18 protein-coding genes are annotated in these 18840 nt (G+C 66.9%); 9 read left to right on the top strand and 9 right to left on the bottom strand.

The features are described 5' to 3' along the window. Positions 1–197: 197 nt before the first annotated feature. From QQL87_RS24820 to QQL87_RS24790, 7 genes are all read right to left on the bottom strand, one after another. Positions 198–1139: an ABC transporter substrate-binding protein gene (locus QQL87_RS24820; protein WP_284421390.1), complete on the bottom strand. Its 942-nt coding sequence runs from the start codon at positions 1137–1139 to the stop codon at positions 198–200. Next, the gene (locus QQL87_RS24815; RefSeq protein ID WP_284421389.1) at positions 1136–2239 is read right to left on the bottom strand and encodes an LLM class flavin-dependent oxidoreductase; all 1104 of its coding nucleotides are present in this window, start codon (positions 2237–2239) and stop codon (positions 1136–1138) included. Before QQL87_RS24815 ends, QQL87_RS24820 begins: the two co-directional genes overlap by 4 nt. A 21-nt stretch (positions 2240–2260) precedes the next feature. Further along, on the bottom strand, positions 2261–3445 hold the full coding sequence (locus QQL87_RS24810; RefSeq protein ID WP_284421388.1) for an acyl-CoA dehydrogenase family protein: 1185 nt from the start codon (positions 3443–3445) through the stop codon (positions 2261–2263). Next, entirely contained in the window at positions 3439–4236 is a 798-nt protein-coding gene (locus QQL87_RS24805; protein WP_284421387.1) for an ABC transporter ATP-binding protein, read from the bottom strand. The genes QQL87_RS24810 and QQL87_RS24805 overlap by 7 nt, the downstream gene beginning before the upstream one ends. After that, positions 4230–5243: an ABC transporter permease gene (locus QQL87_RS24800; RefSeq protein WP_284421386.1), complete on the bottom strand. Its 1014-nt coding sequence runs from the start codon at positions 5241–5243 to the stop codon at positions 4230–4232. Before QQL87_RS24800 ends, QQL87_RS24805 begins: the two co-directional genes overlap by 7 nt. Further along, entirely contained in the window at positions 5221–6312 is a 1092-nt protein-coding gene (locus QQL87_RS24795; protein WP_284421385.1) for an ABC transporter substrate-binding protein, read from the bottom strand. Before QQL87_RS24795 ends, QQL87_RS24800 begins: the two co-directional genes overlap by 23 nt. Positions 6313–6560: 248 nt before the next feature. Next, positions 6561–7658 carry an LLM class flavin-dependent oxidoreductase gene (locus QQL87_RS24790; RefSeq protein WP_284421384.1) on the bottom strand — a complete coding sequence of 366 codons (1098 nt, stop codon included), beginning with the start codon at positions 7656–7658 and terminating at the stop codon, positions 6561–6563. Positions 7659–7931: 273 nt separating this feature from the next. Between QQL87_RS24790 and QQL87_RS24785 the strand changes: the two genes are divergently transcribed. From QQL87_RS24785 to QQL87_RS24745, 9 genes are all read left to right on the top strand, one after another. Beyond that, a complete protein-coding gene (locus QQL87_RS24785; RefSeq protein ID WP_284421383.1) occupies positions 7932–8789 on the top strand; it encodes an ABC transporter permease subunit in 858 nt (285 codons plus the stop codon). Next, complete coding sequence (locus QQL87_RS24780) at positions 8786–9505, top strand: ABC transporter ATP-binding protein (protein ID WP_284421382.1); 720 nt, start codon at positions 8786–8788, stop codon at positions 9503–9505. The genes QQL87_RS24785 and QQL87_RS24780 overlap by 4 nt, the downstream gene beginning before the upstream one ends. 17 nt (positions 9506–9522) lie before the next feature. Further along, positions 9523–10539 (top strand): NrtA/SsuA/CpmA family ABC transporter substrate-binding protein, encoded by a 1017-nt coding sequence (locus tag QQL87_RS24775; protein WP_284421381.1) that lies wholly within the window; start codon positions 9523–9525, stop codon positions 10537–10539. 41 nt (positions 10540–10580) lie between these two features. Continuing rightward, the gene (locus QQL87_RS24770) at positions 10581–11810 is read left to right on the top strand and encodes an acyl-CoA dehydrogenase family protein (protein ID WP_284424126.1); all 1230 of its coding nucleotides are present in this window, start codon (positions 10581–10583) and stop codon (positions 11808–11810) included. Between the two features lie 30 nt (positions 11811–11840). Continuing rightward, on the top strand, positions 11841–12413 hold the full coding sequence (locus tag QQL87_RS24765; protein WP_284421379.1) for a flavin reductase family protein: 573 nt from the start codon (positions 11841–11843) through the stop codon (positions 12411–12413). Positions 12414–12449: 36 nt separating this feature from the next. Further along, positions 12450–13409, top strand: a complete 960-nt coding sequence (epsC, locus tag QQL87_RS24760) for a serine O-acetyltransferase EpsC (RefSeq protein ID WP_284421378.1) — start codon at positions 12450–12452, stop codon at positions 13407–13409. A 227-nt stretch (positions 13410–13636) separates the two neighbouring features. Continuing rightward, complete coding sequence (locus tag QQL87_RS24755) at positions 13637–14452, top strand: class I SAM-dependent methyltransferase (protein ID WP_284421377.1); 816 nt, start codon at positions 13637–13639, stop codon at positions 14450–14452. Positions 14453–14507: 55 nt separating this feature from the next. Beyond that, a complete protein-coding gene (locus QQL87_RS24750; protein WP_284421376.1) occupies positions 14508–15851 on the top strand; it encodes an LLM class flavin-dependent oxidoreductase in 1344 nt (447 codons plus the stop codon). A 77-nt stretch (positions 15852–15928) separates the two neighbouring features. Then, a complete protein-coding gene (locus QQL87_RS24745) occupies positions 15929–16756 on the top strand; it encodes a MetQ/NlpA family ABC transporter substrate-binding protein (protein ID WP_284421375.1) in 828 nt (275 codons plus the stop codon). A gap of 66 nt (positions 16757–16822) precedes the next feature. Here QQL87_RS24745 and QQL87_RS24740 read toward each other — a convergent pair whose 3' ends face one another. Continuing rightward, positions 16823–17770, bottom strand: coding sequence for a TauD/TfdA dioxygenase family protein (locus QQL87_RS24740; RefSeq protein ID WP_284421374.1), 948 nt, complete (start codon positions 17768–17770; stop codon positions 16823–16825). 207 nt (positions 17771–17977) lie between these two features. Then, the gene (locus QQL87_RS24735) at positions 17978–18832 is read right to left on the bottom strand and encodes an NADPH-dependent oxidoreductase (RefSeq protein ID WP_284421372.1); all 855 of its coding nucleotides are present in this window, start codon (positions 18830–18832) and stop codon (positions 17978–17980) included. Positions 18833–18840: the final 8 nt, after the last annotated feature.

The following is an 18840-nucleotide window of genomic DNA, read 5'->3' as shown; positions in this document are numbered from 1 at the left end:
TTTCTGCAGGCGGGCCATGGGTGCGGCCAGCGCCCGGCATTCCCCGCGCCCTCTCTCATCGAAGAGGGCTCACGATCGGCATAGCTCGGACGCAATCTGCGCCGCGAGGCGGATGCTGTTGTCCGATGATGGAACGGCATGGAGGCATGAGGACGGGTCGCTCGTGCACGCCTGCAGCCGCACGGCTCGGCCGGCCGCTACGGCCCGGCCCCCTTGGCGATCGCTGCGGTGAACGAGCGGTCGAGGATATCAGCCGCGTCGAGGCGCTGCTTGATCAGGCCGGTGCGCGCATAGAGATCGATCGTCGTCTGCTCATCGGCGACGACGGACTCGTCGACCGGGGCGATGCGCACCTTCGCACGGCTCAGCCAGTTGAGCGGCACCGCCGGCGGGATGTTCATCAGCCGGCCCCAGGTTTCGGCGTAGCTCTCGACATGGCCGAGCGACCACACCCGCGCCGCCGTCAGCCGCTGCAGGAAGTCCTCGAGCGCGGCGCGCTTGTCCTTGATCGCTGTGGGCGTCGCGACCTGGAAGCTGAGGCCGGGCGTCAATCCTTCGCCGGTAATGATGCGGCGCGACTTGAACAGCACCTCCTCCTGGCTCACATAGGGCTCCCAGGTCGACCAGGCATCGACCGAGCCTTGCGTGTAGGCGACCTTGGCATCCGACGGCGGCAGGAACACCAGCTGGATGTCATTGATGGTCCAGCCGCGCGACTCCAGCGCCGCCAGCACCAGCTGATGGCCGATCGAGCCGCGGCCGGTCGCGATCTTCCTGCCCTTCAGCTCGTCGAAGCTCTTGATGCCGGAGCTTTCCGGCACCAGCATCGCCAGCCCCTCCTGGGACTGCCGAATGGCGGCGATCGCCTTGACCGGCACGCCGGAGGCGGCCGCAAAGGTGAACGGCGCGTCGCCGACCAGCCCGGTCTCGATCGCGCCGGCGCCGAGCGCTTCGAGCAACGGCGCCGCCGCGACGAACTCCTTCCACTCGATGGTGTAGGGCACGTCCTTGAGCACGCCCGCCGCCTCCATCACGGCGCGCGAATTGCCCTTCTGGTCGCCGACGCGCAGGGTGACCTGCGCCGCGGCCGATGCGGTGAGTGCGACCAGGAGGCTGGCGGCGAGGAGAAGGCGCTTCATTCTGCCGCCACTCCCTTGCTGCCCTGCCGGCGCGCGATCAGCTCGCGCGTCGCCGGGATCAGCTCGCGGCCGTACTCGATGGCATCGATCAGCGGATCGAAACCACGGATCAGGAAATGGCTGATGCCGAGATCGTAATAGTCGCCGAACACGTCGGCGACCTGCTCCGGCGTGCCGACCAGCGCCGTGGTGTTGCTGTTGGCGCCGGTGAGCTTGGCGATCTCGGTCCACAGCCGCTTGTCGACGCGCTTGCCCTGCTCGGCGATCGCCAGCAGGCGCTTGGCGCCATCGGTGGCGTGGCCATCGGCCGGCTTGCGATAGCCGGTCTGGTCCTGCAGCGCGGTGGCACGCGCCAGGATGTCCTGCGCCTTGGCCCACGCCTTCTCCTCGGTGTCGGCGAGGATCGGCCGCACCGACAGCGAGAAGCGCGGCGCCGGCCGGCCGTGCTTCGCGGCGGCTGCGCTGACGCGCGCGACCTGCTCGCGCACCTGCGCGTAGGACTCGCCCCACAGCGCATAGGTGTCGGCATGCTTGCCGGCGACCTCGATCGCGGCATCGGAGGCGCCGCCGAAATAGATCCGGATGCCCTCCTTCCGATACGGCTTCACCTGCGCGAACGCATTCTCGACCTCGTAGTACTTGCCGGCATAGCTGAACGGCTTGTCGCTGGTCCACTCGGTCCTGATGATGTCGAGGAACTCGCTGGTGCGCGCGTAGCGCTCCTCCTTGTCGTCCAGCGTGTTGCCGTCCTGGCGCAGCTCGGTGGCGTTGCCGCCGGTGATCACGTGCAGCGCGACGCGTCCCCTGGAGAACTGGTCGAGCACCGCGAACTGGCGCGCCAGCAGGGTCGGCGAGGTGAAGCCCGGCCGTTGCGCAATCAGCACGTTGAGCCTCTCGGTGACGCCGAGCACGTGCTGGGCGACCTGCAGGCTGTCCGGCGAGGTCGAGTGGAACGCCAGCAGCGCACGATCGAAGCCGGCGTTCTCATGCGCCTTCGCCACTGTCTCGATATGCACGGGGTCGAGCACCGGCCCCTTGCGCACGATCGTCTCCGACGAGTTGTTGTTGGAAATGAAGCCGATGAATTCGATCTCGGACATGTGTCCTCTCTCCTCAGGTTCTCAAAGTCCAAGCGCCAGGCGGCCGGCGGCAATCCGCGTCGCGTCGTCCTGCGGGGTATGCACGCGGCCGCACAGCACGTCGCGATAGTGACGCTCGAGCGGGTTGGCGCGGCTCAGCCCATGATTGCTCGACAGCGACAGGGCGTCCTCGACGGCCGCGACGGCGTTGTTGGTCACGGTCAGCTTGATGATGTTGCCCTCGACCGGGCTGACGATTTGGCCCGCGTCGAAATCGCGCGCGACGCTGTCGATCAGCCGCGCATTGACCTGCAGCCGCGCCTCGATCGCGCCGAGCACCTCTTGCGCACGCGGCAGCGTCGAGAGCGGCGCGCCGAGGCTCGATGGCGTCCGCGTCTTGAGAAAGTCGACGATCCAGTTGCGCGCGGCCCGCGCGACGCCGTCATAGATCGCGCCGACGAAGGCGGCATGGACCAGCGCCTGCGTCGGGTTCTGCACGCGCCAGCCCTCGGGCTTGCGCAGCTCGATCTCATGGTCGAGCGGGATCACGACGTCGTCGAACACCACGTCATGGCTGCCGCTGGCGCGCAGGCCGAGATGGTCCCAGGTCTCGACGATGCGGATGCCGGGCTGGCCGGCCTGCACCAGGAACAGCCCGAGCCGCGGCTCGGCCTCGTCGGTCTTCGCCCACACCGAGTACCAGCTCAGGATCGGCGCGCCGGTCGAATAGATCTTGTGCCCGCTCAGCCGCCATCCGGTTTCGGTCCGCCGAGCAATCGTCTCCGGCAGGCCGCCGCGCGAGGGCGAGCCGAGTGCCGGCTCGACGCGGAACGTGTTGATCAGCGCGCCGCGCTCGACCGAGTCCCGCGCCAGCTTGCGCGCCAATCGCGGCGGATATTCCTGGTTCCGCGCCATCACGAAGTGCTGGATGTAATGCATCGCCAGCACCAGCGCCGTCGACGGGTCGGCTTCGGCAATGATGCCGAGGATCCGTGCGGTGAGGCCTGCCCCGGCACCATGTCCACCGAGCGCCACCGGCACCGTCAACGACAGCAGGCCGGCGTCGAACAGATCCTGGAAGTTCTGAAACGGAAAACTGCGGTCGCGGTCATACGCCGGCGCACGCTCGGCAAACACCGGCACCAGCCGAAGCGCCCGCGCGATCAGCTCGTCTTCATTCGGCACGCTGCTCTGCCGCGGCGCGATGGTTTCGATGGCAGCTACCATGTCGCTTCCAATCCGAGGAGCCCGAGGATCTGCCGGCGCAGATCGGCCAGATGCGGATCACCACGATGCCGCGGATAGGGCCTGTCGACGAGGATGTCGGCCTTGATGCGCGCCGGGCGATCGCTGAGCACGATCACGCGATTGGCAAGCACCAGCGCCTCCTCGACGTCGTGGGTGACGAGCAGCGTCGTAAAGCCCTTGCGCTGCCACAGCGCCACCAGCTCCGCCTGCATCGCAATCCGCGTCAGCGAGTCGAGCTTGCCGAGCGGCTCGTCGAGCACCAGCACCTTGGGATCGTTGACCAGCGCCCGCGCCAGCGCGACGCGCTGTGCCATGCCGCCGGACAGTTGATGCGGATAGGCATTGCGGAAGTCGGTGAGGCCGACCAGATCCAGCGCCGCATCGACGCGATGCCGCTGCTTCTTCAGGATGCCCTGCGCCTCCAGGCCCAGCGCGACATTGTCCCACACCGTGCGCCACGGGAACAGCGTCGGATCCTGGAACACGACGACGCGCGAGGGATGCGGGCCCTTGATGCCGATGTCGTCCTCGCGCAGCGAGCCGCTGCGCGGCCTGTCGAGGCCGGCGATGAGGCGCAGCAAGGTCGACTTGCCGCAGCCCGATGGCCCGAGCAGCGCGACGAACTCGCCGGGCTCGACGATCAGGCTAACATCGTCGAGCACCTTCAGCTCGGCGCCGTCGATGTCGAAGGCGTGGTCGACATGAGCGATGTCGATTGCCGCACCAGGAAATTGCGCCTTCACGGCGTCAGAGATCGCTGCGGCTACCATTTGACGACACCCTTCTGCCAGACCAGAACCCGGTCACGCGTCTTGAACAACAGCGTGATCGCGCCCGAGCAGAGCAGCGACATCACCAGCAGCGCGGCATACATGTTGGCATACGCCGCCCAGCCCTGCGCCCATTGCAGGTACCAGCCGAGCCCCGCCTTGACGCCGATCATCTCCGCGATCACCAGGACCGCAAAGGACGCCCCGAGGCCCATGAACAGGCCGACGAACACATGAGGCAATGCTGCAGGAATTGCGACCCTCAGCACCAGGAACGACGGCTTGGCGCCGAGCGTGCGCGCCACGTCATAATAGGCGCTCGACACGCTGGCGACGCCCGACCAGGTCAGGACCGTCACGGGAAATCCGGTGGCGAGTGCGATCAGGAACGTCGACGCGCTCCAGCTCGTCGGGAAGGTAAAGAAGGCGATCGGCAGCCATGCCGTGGCCGGCACCGGCCCGATGAAGCGCAGCACCGGATGCACCCAGTAGCCGATCCGCGTCGACCAGCCGATGGAGACGCCGGTGACGAAGCCGATGCTCGCACCGATCACGTAGCCACCGAGCTGCAGCTTGACCGAGGCGAAGACGCTGTCGAGCAGCTTCGGCAGATCGTCGGTATAGACCTCGATGATCGCCTGCGGCGGCGGGAAGAATGGCAGCGGCAGCCAGGCGAACTTCGCCGTGGCGAGCTCCCAGAGCGACAGGAACACGCCGAGCGCAATCAGCCAGGGACTGCGTTTTCGGACCGCCGCACCCACCCTCCCCAGATGCGACGCGGCGACGCCGGCCACGAGGATGAGCGCCGCGATGACGAAGGCTGAGATGGCCAGATCGGTGGTGCGCGACCAGTCGCCGACGTCCTCGCGGACGAGGCAGGACGCGCCGAACGCCGCCCAGGCCAGCGCCGCGGCGAGGCCCGGCGCCGCCTCACGGAGCTTGCCGGCGAGCGCCGACCCCCGTTCGGCCTCACCCGTCGCGACGTCAGACAGAGAAAATGTCGACATAGATGCGCTCTGCAAACCTGTTGGTATCGGTGCTCGGCTTGAACACGGAGACGACCTTCAGGTCGTCGGCATAGGCCTTCAGCTCCTGCTTGAGCGCCGGACCATGCGGATGATGATGATGGGTGTGATAGCGCACCATGCCTTCGAGATCGGCGAGCGTCGCCTGCTTCGGCGCGTAGGGCTGGAACGACTTCGCGGCATCGCTCGGATTCTCCGCCGTGAACATCGCGGCATCGAGCAGCGCCTGGGTGATGGCGCGGCCGACCTGCGGCTCCTCGCGCACCAGGCTGCCGCGCAGGCCGAGGATGCAGCAGACCCGGTTCTGGTACTCGCCGTCGAGATTGGAGGCGACCTCCTTGTAAGCCGGATCCTTCAGCCAGAGATAGGCCAGCGGATCGGATGCCAGAAACGCCTGCGTCTCACCCTTGTCGGCTGCAACGTTGACGACGGCGCCGGGATAGACCCGCCAATCGACGTCCTTGACCGGATCGATGCCGAGCCGCGCCAGCTGGATCGAGAAGAAGTTCTTGTCGGGACCGCCGAGGTCGCCGACCGCCACCGCCTTGCCCTTGAGATCGGCGAGCGTGGTGATGCCCGAGTCGGTGCGCGCCAGCACGCGCATGCAGCCGCCATGGGTCCCGGCGGCGATCTTGACGTCAAACCCCTGCTCCAGCGGCTTCAGCCAGCGCAGCGCCATGCCGAGGCCGGCATCGCTCTTGCCGGTCGCGATGGCTTCCAGCAGCTGATCGGTCGAGCCCGAGTAGTTGATCAGCTCGACATCGAGATTGTATTTCTTGAAGAAGCCCTGGTCGATCGCCACCGGAACCGGCGTCAGGCAGACCGCACCGGCGTTCCAGGACAGCTTCAGCTTGCGCGGCGCGCCAGTGAGGGCCGGCACTTCAGCCGCGGTCCGGCAGATCGGAAACTGCGAGAGGTCGATCTCCGGCGCAGCTCGCAGCGACAGGGCTTGCGCAGCAAGGCCGCCAAACGGCGCCACCAACGCGGCCCCGGCACCTGCCTGCAGCAGTCGACGCCGGCTCAACGGGCCAGCCTTCTCCGTGTTGTCCATCACCCTCTCCTGCCGACAAAGCTCCGCCGTTGCGCAGGCGCACGGCGCCCGCACTCGCCAGCCGAATGCATCGATGTCTCGTTGAACGTGCGCTGTCGTCAGCGCCCCAATGATGACCGGATGATGCGTTCGCCGGTGCACACCGTCAATGAAATGGATTTTCGAATGTGGCGCGGCAGCGAGCGAATATCTCCCCGTGGATCGATCTTCGCAAACAATCAGTTCTTCTGCACGCACCGTTCGCGAGATCAGCCCACGCGCCGTCCGGAATCGATCTTCGTAGCACCGCGATCATGCTGCCGCTGTCGCACGCGTGGGATCACCTCCTCCGCGAACCGCTTCATCTCGGCCTCGAACGGCTGGAACTGCAGCATGAACAGCTCGATGCCGGCGGCGTGGAAATCGATGATGCGGTCGGCGACCTCCTCGTAGCTGCCGACCAGGCCTGCGGCCGTGCCGCCATTGCTGCCGACGCGCGCGCTCTTCTGCATGGTCTGCATCATCACGACCTTGGGGTCGGTGTTCTGCTTCTGGATCGCCTTCATCGGCGCATCCTTCTCGGCGAGACGCAGCAGGCGCTGGTGGGCCGCATCGGCTTCCTCTGCGGTCGGACGCGCGATCACGAAAGCGGAGAGACCGAAGCGAAGCGGCGGCGCTATAGCGCCGCGCGGACGCGCCGCGACGTCGCGGATCAGGCTGGCGACGTCGTCGCGCGGCTGGCCGTTGATGAACCAGACATCGCCGTGATCGGCGACCAGCGCCCGCGCCGGCTCGGATTCGCCGCCGACATAGATGCGGGGGCGCGCCCGGTAGAGATCCTTCGGCCGCAGCGCGTAGCCCTGCACGTCGAAATATCTGCCTTTGTGAGTCAGGCGCTCGCCCTGCAAGAGACGCGATACCACCGTGATCCATTCGCGGCCATAGGCGTAGCGCTCGTCATGCTCGGCAAAGCCGATCCCGGCCCGCTCCAGCTCCGGCCTGTTCCAGGCATTGACGAGGTTGATCGCAAAGCGGCCGCGGCTGATGTTCTCGATGCCGAGCGCCATCTTGGCCAGCACCACCGGATGATAAAGATAAGGCTTGATCGCGGTGATGATCTCGATCCGGCTGGTCAGCGCCGCAAGCGCCGCCGCCGCGCTCCAGGCCTCGAGCTGATCGAGATCCTCCTGGTGCGGATTGATGGTGTGCTGGGCGACCAGCGTCGAATCATAGCCGAGCGCCTCCGCCGCCAGCACGAGATCGCGATTGCGCTCCCAGGAGGCATCATACGGCTCCTCGGGATCCTGGTGCGCGGCGCGCGGTCCGTGCACCAGCGCCCAGATCCCGAACCGAAGCGGATGTGTCATGGCTGCGCTCTCCGTCCCCAGGCGCGTCCCAGGGCACGCCGACCGTCGCGACACCTACTAACAAATTCGAAGAAGAAGTTCTTGCCGCTTTTTGTCAGCCGGCGAGACCGAAACACTCCAACGTCGATGACAATTGGAAAACCGCTCTATTTCGGATCACGCCGTTTCGTGGGAGATTTTAGCGCGTGCGGCGGTCGCCATCTCACCGGTCGCGGTACGAGCAAACCGTGTCGCAGCATCGACAACATATCGACATTTGGAGCCCGGATCGCCTTGAGCCAACTCGACCACACGGCGGGAATCGTTGCGCTGCCGGAGGCAAACGCTTCCGCCGGCCCGCGTGCGCGGGCGCCGCGTCATCTCAGCGGCTCGGCCTTGCAGGCGCTGTCCTGGCTCGCGCCGGTGCTCCTTGTCGTCGTCTGGGAGGCGCTGGCGCAGGGCGGCCAACTGTCGCCGCAGGTGCTGCCGGCTCCCAGCAAGGTGCTGCGCACGGCCTATAAGCTGACCATTCAGGGCTCGCTGCTCAATGACCTCGGCGTCAGCCTGCTGCGCGCGGCCGCGGGCTTCGTGCTCGGCGGCGCGACCGGGTTCGCGCTCGGCATTCTCGTCGGCTTCTCGCGGCTCGCGGAAGCCCTCGTCGACCGCAGCATCCAGATGATCCGCGCGATCCCATTTCTCGCGGTGCTGCCGCTGGTCATTGTCTGGCTTGGCGTCGGCGAGGCCGAGAAGGTCTTCCTGGTCGCGCTCGGCGTGACCTTCCCGATCTACATCAACACCACGCTCGGCATCCGGCAGGTCGATCCCAAACTGATCGAGCTCGGCCGCGTCCAGGGCCTGTCGACGTTCACGCTGATCCGACGCATCGTTCTGCCGGGCGCCCTGCCCTCGATCCTGACTGGCGTGCGCTACGCGCTGGCAACCGCATGGCTCGCGCTCGTCGTCGCCGAGACCATCGGCGCACAATCTGGGCTCGGCTTCCTCGCCATGGATGCCCGCGAATTCCTGCGCACCGACGTCATCGTGCTCACGATCGTGATCTACGCGTTGATCGGTGTCGCCGCCGATCTGATCGCGCGCTGGCTGGAGCGCCGGCTGCTCGCCTGGCATCCGAACTACGGAGCGGCGCGATGACCCTCCAGTTCGCGCCGCCGCTGCCGGCCGCAATCGCGCCGGCCGTGACCGTCAATGGGCTGCGCCGCGCCTATGGTGAGAGGACCGTCATCGAGGGGCTCGACCTCAGCATCGCCCGCGGCGAGTTCGTGGCGCTGCTCGGCGAGAGCGGCTGCGGCAAGACCACGCTGCTGCGCGCCCTCGCCGGCCTCGATCCCATCCAAGCCGGCCGCATCATCGCGCCGCGTCGTCCCGCCGTCGTGTTCCAGGAGCACCGGCTGCTGCCGTGGGACAGTCTCTGGCGCAATGTCGCACTCGGTCTCGACATCCCCGATGCGCGGGCGCGCGCGGCCGCCGCGCTGGCCGAAGTCGGCCTCGGCGACCGGCTCGACGACTGGCCGCGCAATCTCTCCGGCGGACAGGCGCAGCGCGTCGCGCTCGCGCGTGCGCTGGTGCAGGAGCCGGAGCTGCTGCTGCTCGATGAACCATTCGCCGCGCTCGATGCCCTCACCCGCATCCGCATGCATGGGCTGGTGCGCGAGCTCGTCGCCAGGCACCGCCCCGGCGTGCTGCTCGTCACCCACGACGTCGACGAGGCGATTGCGCTCGCCGACCGCATCCTGGTGATGCGCGACGGCCGGATCGCCTTCGAACACCGCACGGATGTCAACGGCATGGTTGCCCGCAGCGACCTGCTGGCCGAACTCGGCGTGCTCGCTGCACCCCGTCACACCTGAATTTCGGAAGGATCGACATGTCTTCGGATGACTTCTCCCGCCGCCAGTTCCTCGGCACCGCCGCGTTCGGCATCGGCGCGCTCGCCGGCTTCACGCTGACCGATGAGGCCTGGTCGGCGCCCGGCCGCGTCACCGACACGGTGCGCCTGACCTGGGGTCTCGCCGGCCTGAACAACATCGCCAAGGAACGCGGCGAGTTCGAGAAGCTGCTGGCCAAGGACGGCATCAAGGTCGAATGGATCGGCCCGTTCCCGAACCACGCCCCGACCCTGCAGGCGGTGACCGGCGGCACCGCGGATTTCTCGTTCGGCGGCTCGACGACGCCGGCGCTGGCGGCGATCATCGCCGGCTCGCCGCTGGTGTTCACCCAGTTCGTGGTCTACGAGCCGCGGACTACGGCGATCATCGCCCGCGACGATTCCGGCATCAACAAGATCGAGGATCTCGTCGGCAAGTCGGTTGCGGTGAACCGCTCCGGCCTTGGCGAATTCCTGCTGGTCGCCGCGCTCGAGAAGCACAAGGTCGACCGCTCCAAGGTCAAGTTCGTCTATCTCAATCCGCCGGACGCGGCGCCGGCGCTCGCCTCCGGCAAGGTTGACGCCTGGTCGATGTGGAGCCCCGGCGTCGACATCGCCCGCCTCGACTACAAGGCGCACGACATCTTCCTGGAAGGCCGCGATCTCGAGTTTCAGATCGACTACACGTCCTATCTGACCACCCGCAAATTCGCGACCGAGAACCCGGCGCTGGTCCGTGCCGTCAACGAGGCGTTCCGCGCCGAAGGCAAATGGATCTCGGAGAACAGCAGGGACGCCGAGTACATCGCGCAGAAGGCCGGCAAATACAGCGACCAGGTGCGCGACCAGTTCATCGCGATGAACCGCCAGTACCGCTACTTCTCCGTCAACGACAAGAAGTTCGTGACCGATCTGCAGAAGGCCGCCGACTGGCTGGCCGAGCGCAAGGTGCTGCCCGAGCCGGTCAAGGTCGCCGACCATCTCGCCCCAATCGAGGAGCCGGCGCCGCAGCGCTGAGCCGCTCGTTTCCCCCTGTCTCGCAATCGTTCGGGTCCGTCATGAACAAGCCGCTGCCCACCCAAACCTTCGCCGCCGAGCCACTGCTTCCGCTTGCACCAGGCGCGCTCGATGCGCTGCTGGCCGCAATCGCCGAGGGCGAATCGGACCGCGAGCGCGAGCGCATCCTGCCGCATCAGCAGATTGCGCTGATCAAACAGGCGCGGCTCGGTGCGCTGCGCCTGCCGGTCGGCGCCGGCGGGGCCGGCAGCTCGATTCGCGATCTGTTCCAGATCGTCATCCGGCTCGCCGAAGCCGACGCCAATGTGGCGCACATCCTGCGCAATCATTTCAGCGTCGTGGAGCGGCTGGTCCGTAATCCACACGACGGCCAGGCGCGCGAATGGCAACGGCGCGTCGCCGGCGGCGCCATCATCGGGCTGGCGACCACCGAGCTCGACAGTCCGCAGGTCGGCAACATCACGCCGAACACGACGTTCACGCCTGATGGCGACGACTACCTGCTGAACGGCACCAAATACTACAGCACGGGCACGCTCTACTCCGATCTGGTTCTGGTGCGCGCCGCCGATCCGGCCGGGCGCCCCGGCGCGACGATCATTCCGCTCGATCGCGCTGGCATCGAACTGATCGACGATTGGGACGGCATGGGCCAACGGCTGACCGCGACCGGCACCACCCACTTCCGCAATGTCCGGGTCAAGCGCGAGGAGATCGTGTTCGACGCGCCAGACATCGGCTATGGCGTGCCCTATTCCAACACGTTCGCGCAGCTGTTCCTGACCGCCGCCGTCGCCGGCATCAGCCGAGCCGCCCTGCGCGATGCGATCGCGCTGGTCCGCTCGCGCAAGCGCACCTTCTACTATGCGCCGCACGAGAAGCCGACCGAGGATCCGCTACTGCAACAGACGGTCGGCCAGATCGCGAGCGCGGCCCACGCCGCGGAGACGGTCGTGCTGGTCGCAGCCGAAGCGCTCGACGCCGCCACCGACGCGTTCGATGCCGGCCGCGCCGATGCCGAAGCGCTGGCGCACCGGGCGGCGCTGCTGTCGGCGCAGGCCAAGATCATCGCCGATGATGCGGCGATCAGGAATGGCGGGCTGATCTTCGACGTCGGCGGCGCCTCCTCGACCAAGAAGGCGACCAATTTCGACCGGCACTGGCGCAACGCCCGCACCCTGTCGTCGCACAATCCGGTCACCTACAAGGAACGGGCGATCGGGCAATATCTGATCAACGGCACTCCGCTTCCGGCCAAGGGCTTCTTCTGACCGGACTGCGCAGGCCCCAGGAGGCGACGGATGAGCAAGCGTGACCTTCATCTGGTGTCCAGGATGGCGTCCGATCCTGCGCATTTCCACTCGGCGCTGCGCCGCGTCGCGGCCGGCGTCAGCGTCGTGACCGCGGGACTTGGCGACGACATCACAGGCGTAACGACGGCGTCGCTGATCTCGCTGTCATCCGAGCCGCCGCGGCTCATGATCAATCTCGGCCGGCAATCGTCGGCCTTCCCGCTGATCGCCCGCGACGGCTGGTTCGGCATCAATATCCTCGGATCGGATCAGCTCGCGCTCGCCGACCGCTTCGGAACGCCGCATATCGCGGGCCGCACGAAGTTCGACGGAATCGACTGGTCGCGCGGCACGGCGGGGATTCCGCTGCTGCAGCACGCGCAGGCCACGATCGAATGTGAGGTCGACGAGATCATCGAGCGCTACGACCATGCGATCATCGTCGGGCGCCCCGACACCGTCGAACTGGCGCCCAGGCTGTCGAGCCTGTTGTATTGGAACGAGCAGTATGTCGAGGTCGACCGTAACGCCGACCTCGACCTGCTCGCCGAGGTCAGCGTGCCGCTGACGCATGTCAGGTAACGCCCGCGCGAGCGCAGATGATGGGGGATCGAGCGCATGACGCCCGGACATCCGGCTGACACGGTTTCCACGACGCGGCCGTCACCCCATGGTCGCTGGGACCTTGATCGCCTGGTTGCGGAGCTCAGGGTGTCCCGGGAGGAGACCCACAGCATCCGCAAGGACGGTGTGATCCACCGGCCGCCCTCGCGCGAGAAGCTCGCCGAGGTGGTCTCGGCGCTGACGGAAGCCCTGTTCCCGCGGCACTACGGCCAGCACGATCTCGACGGCGAGAACATAGACTATTTCGTCGGACACCGGCTCAGCATCGGGCTCGATCTGTTGTCGGATCAGCTCCACCGCGCCGCCCTATTCGTCGGCGACGAGCTTGTTCCGGGCTATCGCCAGGCGGAGGCGATCGAACTGACGCGCAGTTTCGCCGCCGGGCTGCCGCTGCTTCGCGGCGTCCTGATCAGCGATCTCCGGGCGGCGTTCGTCGGCGATCCCGCCGCCAAGAGCTTTCCGGAGATCCTGATCGGCTATCCCGGCATGACCGCGATCATCCATCACCGGCTCGCCCATTTGCTCTACGGGCACGGCGCGCGCCTCGTGGCCCGGCTGATCGCCGAGATCGCCCATGCCCGCACTGGCATCGACATCCATCCGGGCGCGCAGATCGGATCGGGCTTCTTCATCGATCACGGCACCGGCGTCGTCATCGGCGAGACCGCGATCATCGGCGACAATGTCCGGATCTATCAGGCCGTCACGCTCGGCGCGCGTCATTTTCCCACCGAAGAGGACGGCACGCTGATCAAGGGCGACGCCCGGCATCCGATCGTCGAAGACGACGTCGTCATCTATGCCGGCGCCACCATCCTTGGCCGCATCACGATCGGGCGCGGATCGACGATCGGCGGCAATGTCTGGCTGACCCATGAGGTGCCGCCGAACAGCGTCGTGACCCAGGCAACCCTGCGCAACAAGGTCGGAGGGCCGAACCTGCAGAAGTCCTGACCATTCTCGTCGGGGACGACGGTTCCGGCAGATGAGCGGCTTGGCGGCCTCCCATCAAACCGATCAAAATGCGTCTCTTCCGATCCTGATATGCGGCGCATTCATGCTCGCGTCGCGGACAACAACGCAAATCCATTTCATCGACAGGATCGGGGCTTCGACGCTAGATTTTCGCATTCGGCAGCCAACGTTTCCTCGGCGGCTGCAGCGTTCGGACGGATATCGCGATGTCAGACCCACTCGCCGTGATCAGCCTTCACCAGGATACGCCAGAGCTCGCCCGCACTTATGAGCAGTTCGGCGTCATCCAGTTCAACCACGGCAAGCTGCTGCTCGAGCCGCTGGCCCTGAAGTCCGGCGAGCGCGTGCTCGACGTCGGCACCGGCACGGGCCGGCTGGCCGAGTTTGCCGCGCATCTGGTCGGACCCAGCGGCCACGTCGTCGGTATCGATCCGCTCGACAGCCGTATCGCCATCGCGCGCCTGCGCCAGTCAACCAACCTCGCATTCGAGACAGGCCGCGCCGAGGATCTCTCGCGCTTCGCCGCCGGCGAGTTCGACGTCATCTACTTCAACAGCGTGCTGCACTGGATCGCCGACAAGCGCACGGTCTTCGCGCAGGCATATCGCGCGCTGCGGCCCGGCGGCCGCATCGGCCTGACCATCCAGGACCCGACGGCGCCGCACGAATCCCGGGTTCTGCTGCGGCGCGCGGTGGCCGAGGCGGGCCTCGATCCCGAGCGGCTGAGCGCCCACGGCGTTCACGCCGCGACCGAAGACGAGTTGCGCGCGCTGTTCGAACAGGCCGGTTTCACCGGCTACCACAGCGAGCTGCGCACGCTGGTCGAGACCCATGGCAGCGCCGACGAACTGCTCGGCTGGTCGGAGAGCAGTGCCTTCGGCAATTTCCTCGACGGCTTCTCCTATGCCGAGGGCAAGAAGATCCGCGCGGCCTTCGCAGAGCTGGTCGAGGCGCATCGGACGCCGCAGGGACTGAGGCTCGCCCGCTACCTGCGCTACGCCTTCGCCCGCAAGCCGGACTAGCGTGTCGCCTTCTTCCGTCACGGACCAATCTCTCGAGCCAGGACCCGAGCGCCCCATGAGCCAGCGCCGCCAACTCAACCTCAACCTCTTCATCTATCCCGGCGGCCATCACGAGGCCGCCTGGCGTTACAAGGGCTCGGCCGCGAGCCGGGCACTCGACATCAGCTATTATCAGCAGCTGGCGCGCACGGCCGAGCACTGTAAGTTCGACGCCATCTTCTTCGCCGATGGACCTGCCCTCGCCGACAACGTGCGCTACGCGCAGCGCTTCCGCTTCGAGCCGACCACCTGGCTGTCGGCGATCGCGGCGGCCACCAGCCACATCGGCCTGATCGGCACCGCGTCGACCACCTATCACGAGCCGTACAATCTGGCGCGGCTGTTCGCCTCGCTCGATCATCTCAGCGGCGGCCGCGCCGGCTGGAACATCGTCACGACGAGTGCACCGCAGGCCGCGCAGAATTTCGGCCTGCCCGAGCATCCGCCGCATCACGAGCGCTATGAGCGGGCGAAGGAGTTCCTCGATGTCGTGACCGCGCTGTGGGACAGCTGGGAGGATGACGCCGTCGTCAATGATCCCGCCTCCGGCATCTTCGCCGATACCGACAAGGTCCATGCGCTCAATCATGTCGGCAAGTATTTCCGGGTGCGCGGACCGCTGAACGTGCCGCGCTCGCCGCAGGGGCGGCCGGTCTATGTGCAGGCAGGCTCGTCCGAGGACGGCCGCGCCTTTGCCGCGCGCTTTGCGGAAGCCATCTTCACCGCCCACCAGACGCTTGCCAGCGCGCAGGAGTTCTACGCCGACATCAAGCGCCAGGCGCGTGCGCTCGACCGCAATCCTGACCACGTCAAGATCCTGCCGGGCATCAGCCCGTTCATCGGCTCGACGCAGGCCGAGGCCGACCGGCTGCAGGAGGAGTTCAACGACCTGATCCAGCCGGACTACTCGCTGGTGCAGCTGCGCCAGATGCTCGGGCTGGACCTCTCCGGCTTCGATCTCGACGGCCCGTTCCCGCGCCATCTGATCGAAACCGATGGCGCGCGCGGCGTCGCCAGCCGCTTCAAGCTGGTGGTCGACATCGTCGACCGCGAGCAGCCGACCATCCGGCAGCTGATCCAGCGCCTTGCCGGCGCACGCGGCCATTGGGTGATCGCGGGCACGCCGGAAAAGATCGCCGACAACATCCAGACCTGGTTCGAGAACGGTGCAGCCGACGGCTTCAACGTGATGCCGCCCTGGCTGCCTGGCGGCTTCGACCTGTTCGCCGAGCACGTCGTACCGATCCTGCGCAAGCGCGGCCTGTTCCGCGAGGAGTATACGGGCAAGACCCTGCGTGAGCATTACGGCCTGGAGCGGCCGGCCAGCAGCTACAGCCATCCGGTCCAGGCGATCGCCTGAGATCCGTGTCACAGGCGGCGCGGGAGCCTCACGAGGCGTCTGCGCCGCCTTTCGTTTGTCCAAGCTTTGGAAGTCCCATGCATATCATGACCCGTTCACGCGTCCTCCGCCTGCTCGCCGCCTCTGCCCTCTCGATCATCGCCGGCAGCAGCACCTTGGCGCAGGCGCCTGATAAGAAGGAGCTGAAAGTCGGCTTCGTCCCCGGCCCCTATATCGACGAGTTCAAGATCGGCGTCGCGCCCGAACTGGCGAAGAAGGGCTACCAGATCCGCTACGTCGAATTCTCGACCGGCCTCGAGGCCAACAATGCGGTGTTCAAGGGCGAGATCGACGCCAACGTCATGCAGCACACCGTGTTCCTGAACTCCTACAACGAGCGGCAGAAGACCGACCTCGTCGGCATCGTGCACGTGCCGACGCCGCCGATGGGTCTCTATTCCAAGAAGCACCCGCTCGGCACCAAGATCGGCGCCGGCGCCAAGATCGCGGTGCCCAACGATCCGGTCAATTTGCAGCGGGCGCTGTGGATCCTGCGCGACCTCGGCTTGATCGAGATCCGCGACTCCAAGCCGGTCGACGTCTCCGAGCTCGATGTCATCAAGAATCCCGGCGGCATCAAGATCGTGCCGCTCGAAGCGGCGCAGGCGCCGCGTGCCCTCGACGACGTCGACTTCGCCGCCGTCCAGGGCAATTTCGCAATCTTCAGCGGCCTGAAGCTGACCAACGCCTTCGCGCTGGAGAAGATGACGACGCCCTATATCAACGTCGTGGCCGTGAAGCGCGACAACGCCGAGACCGGCTGGGCAAAGGATATCGTGGAAGGCTACAAATCGCCCGGCTTCAAGTCCGCGATTCTCGCAGACCGCTTCTATGACGGCTTCACCCTGCCCGACTACATGAAGTGACCACCGAATCGAAACGGCGGCCCGCGCGTGTCGCGGGCCGCCGCTCGCATCATCCATCTTGCAAGCTCACGCCGCCCGGCCGACCGCCTTCGGCGCCTTGACCCGGGTCACGCTGGTGCGGCCGTCGACGCCGACCGGAACGTCGCCATCGATCGTCGCCCGCCGCACGATGCGGTGCTGATCGCCATAGTCGTTGACAGCGATGTGCTGGGTCGCCCGGTTGTCCCAGATCGCGATGTCGCCGGTCTTCCAGCGCCAGCGCACGGTGTTCTCCGGCGCCGTGATGTAGGACTGGAACAGATCGAACAGCTTCTGGCCGTCGGCCTTGCGGATGCCGGCAAAGCGCTGCACGAAATGGCCGAGCAGCAGCGTGCGCTCGCCGGTCTCCGGATGCACGCGCACGACGGGGTGCTCGGTCTCGTAGACCGTGCCGGTGAAGACCTCGTCGAAATGCTTGCGATCCGCGTCCGTCGCCCGGCTGCGCGTCGCGGCGTAGTCATAGGCGTTGCTGTGGACGGCCCACAGCTCGTCCGCCAGCCGCTGCAGCGGCGCCGGCAGATCCTGATAGGCGGCCGCCGTGTTCGACCAGATCGTGTCACCGCCGAATTCGGGGATCACGACGCCGCGCAGCACCGCGGCCCTGGGATAGGCGTCGACGAAGGTGACATCGGTGTGCCAGGAGTCGGCACGGCCGCCGCCGCGGGCCGAATCGAGCTCCAGGATCGATGCCGTGCCCTTGATGGCGCCGACCGTCGGATGCGGAACGAGATCGCCGAGCCGCTTGGCGAAGCGCTCCTGCCCGGCATCGTCGAGATGATCCTGGCCGCGAAAGAAGACGACGCGATGCTGCAGCAAGAGATCGTTGATCTCCTTGACCAGATCGTTGGGTAGGTCACCCGACAATCTCACATTGCGGATCTCGGCGCCGATCCGGGCCGACAGCCGGACGACGTCGGATGACGGGATCGACCGCGAGGGCGGCGTTGAGCTCGAAACTGAATGGACGCTGGCCATGGGCAGGCTCCGGATGCGTTGCGATGTCGTACGCCGCAGTCCGGCATTGTCGTGTTCGCATTTGCGCGACAACATGACCAGACGGGATCGCGACGGTCGACGAAGGCTATACGCAAGCCTGCAGAATTGGCTTTCAAACTTGGCGCGCCGAAGAAAAGGACCATCGGCGCGCGGTGTCATCGTGAGAACAACGCAGGCGCCAGGCTGCTACTTCAAGCCGAACCCCAGTGCACGCAACGCATCAGCCAGCTTATCGCGGCCATTGAGCGCCTTGGCCGAGCCGAGCCGGTTGAGCACGGTCTCGCGCCAGCCGACCGGCGACACACCTTGGCTGGCCTGGAAATCGCGCAGCGTCTCGTCATAGGCCGCGATGCCGTGGATCTCGTCGGTCGGCGCATAGCGCTCCCGATGCAGGATCACGCCCTGGCGCAGCCGCGGCTTGACGTCCTCGCCGGCGGTGAGATCAGCATAACCCACGCACAGGCCGAAGACGGCCAGCACGTTCGGCGGCAGGCCGAGCTCCGCGGCGACGGCTTCCGGCCGGTTGCGGATCGCGCCGATATAGACTGAGCCGAGCCCGAGCGCTTCCAGCGCGACCACGGCATTCTGGGCTGCGAGGGCCGCGTCGATGATTGCGACGAACAGCGTCTCCAGGAAATGGATGCCCTCGTCGGAGCGCCCTTCGCGCCGCGCCAGCCGCTCCGCCCGCGACAGATCGGCGAGCCAGACCAGGAACAGCGGCGCCTCTCGGATGTGCTTCTGGTTGCCGGCGAACTCCGACAGGCGCTGCTTGCGCCCGGCATCCTCCACCGCCACCACGCTCCAGGTCTGCAGGTTCGAGGATGACGCAGCCGATTGCGCCGCAGCCACCAGCGTCTCCACCGTATGCGGCGGCACCGGATCGGGCCGGTAGCTGCGGATCGAGCGATGCGCCAGCAGAAGGCCGAGGATGTCGTCGGCACCGGGCGCGATGCCAGGTACATGCGCCCCATAGCGCTTGCGCAGCGCCGCCGTGAGGCCGTCGTCCGCGGCGGCGGATGTCCTCGTCTCGATGATCGTCATTCCTACTC

The organism is Bradyrhizobium sp. SSBR45G (genome assembly GCF_030159255.1).
Classification (GTDB): domain Bacteria; phylum Pseudomonadota; class Alphaproteobacteria; order Rhizobiales; family Xanthobacteraceae; genus Bradyrhizobium.
Note: the sequence above shows the minus strand (reverse complement) of the source record. Positions and strands in the feature narration are given on the sequence as shown.

What these genes read in the sequence shown, in the direction of transcription:
- QQL87_RS24795 (WP_284421385.1), bottom strand. Translation starts at nt 6,312, where the DNA reads ATGGACAACACGGAGAAGGCTGGCCCGTTGAGCCGGCGTCGACTGCTG.
- QQL87_RS24820 (WP_284421390.1), bottom strand. Translation starts at nt 1,139, where the DNA reads ATGAAGCGCCTTCTCCTCGCCGCCAGCCTCCTGGTCGCACTCACCGCA.
- QQL87_RS24735 (WP_284421372.1), bottom strand. Translation starts at nt 18,832, where the DNA reads ATGACGATCATCGAGACGAGGACATCCGCCGCCGCGGACGACGGCCTC.
- QQL87_RS24775 (WP_284421381.1), top strand. Translation starts at nt 9,523, where the DNA reads ATGTCTTCGGATGACTTCTCCCGCCGCCAGTTCCTCGGCACCGCCGCG.
- QQL87_RS24780 (WP_284421382.1), top strand. Translation starts at nt 8,786, where the DNA reads ATGACCCTCCAGTTCGCGCCGCCGCTGCCGGCCGCAATCGCGCCGGCC.
- QQL87_RS24815 (WP_284421389.1), bottom strand. Translation starts at nt 2,239, where the DNA reads ATGTCCGAGATCGAATTCATCGGCTTCATTTCCAACAACAACTCGTCG.
- QQL87_RS24755 (WP_284421377.1), top strand. Translation starts at nt 13,637, where the DNA reads ATGTCAGACCCACTCGCCGTGATCAGCCTTCACCAGGATACGCCAGAG.
- epsC (WP_284421378.1), top strand. Translation starts at nt 12,450, where the DNA reads ATGACGCCCGGACATCCGGCTGACACGGTTTCCACGACGCGGCCGTCA.
- QQL87_RS24750 (WP_284421376.1), top strand. Translation starts at nt 14,508, where the DNA reads ATGAGCCAGCGCCGCCAACTCAACCTCAACCTCTTCATCTATCCCGGC.
- QQL87_RS24745 (WP_284421375.1), top strand. Translation starts at nt 15,929, where the DNA reads ATGCATATCATGACCCGTTCACGCGTCCTCCGCCTGCTCGCCGCCTCT.
- QQL87_RS24770 (WP_284424126.1), top strand. Translation starts at nt 10,581, where the DNA reads ATGAACAAGCCGCTGCCCACCCAAACCTTCGCCGCCGAGCCACTGCTT.
- QQL87_RS24805 (WP_284421387.1), bottom strand. Translation starts at nt 4,236, where the DNA reads ATGGTAGCCGCAGCGATCTCTGACGCCGTGAAGGCGCAATTTCCTGGT.
- QQL87_RS24810 (WP_284421388.1), bottom strand. Translation starts at nt 3,445, where the DNA reads ATGGTAGCTGCCATCGAAACCATCGCGCCGCGGCAGAGCAGCGTGCCG.
- QQL87_RS24790 (WP_284421384.1), bottom strand. Translation starts at nt 7,658, where the DNA reads ATGACACATCCGCTTCGGTTCGGGATCTGGGCGCTGGTGCACGGACCG.
- QQL87_RS24740 (WP_284421374.1), bottom strand. Translation starts at nt 17,770, where the DNA reads ATGGCCAGCGTCCATTCAGTTTCGAGCTCAACGCCGCCCTCGCGGTCG.
- QQL87_RS24800 (WP_284421386.1), bottom strand. Translation starts at nt 5,243, where the DNA reads ATGTCGACATTTTCTCTGTCTGACGTCGCGACGGGTGAGGCCGAACGG.
- QQL87_RS24765 (WP_284421379.1), top strand. Translation starts at nt 11,841, where the DNA reads ATGAGCAAGCGTGACCTTCATCTGGTGTCCAGGATGGCGTCCGATCCT.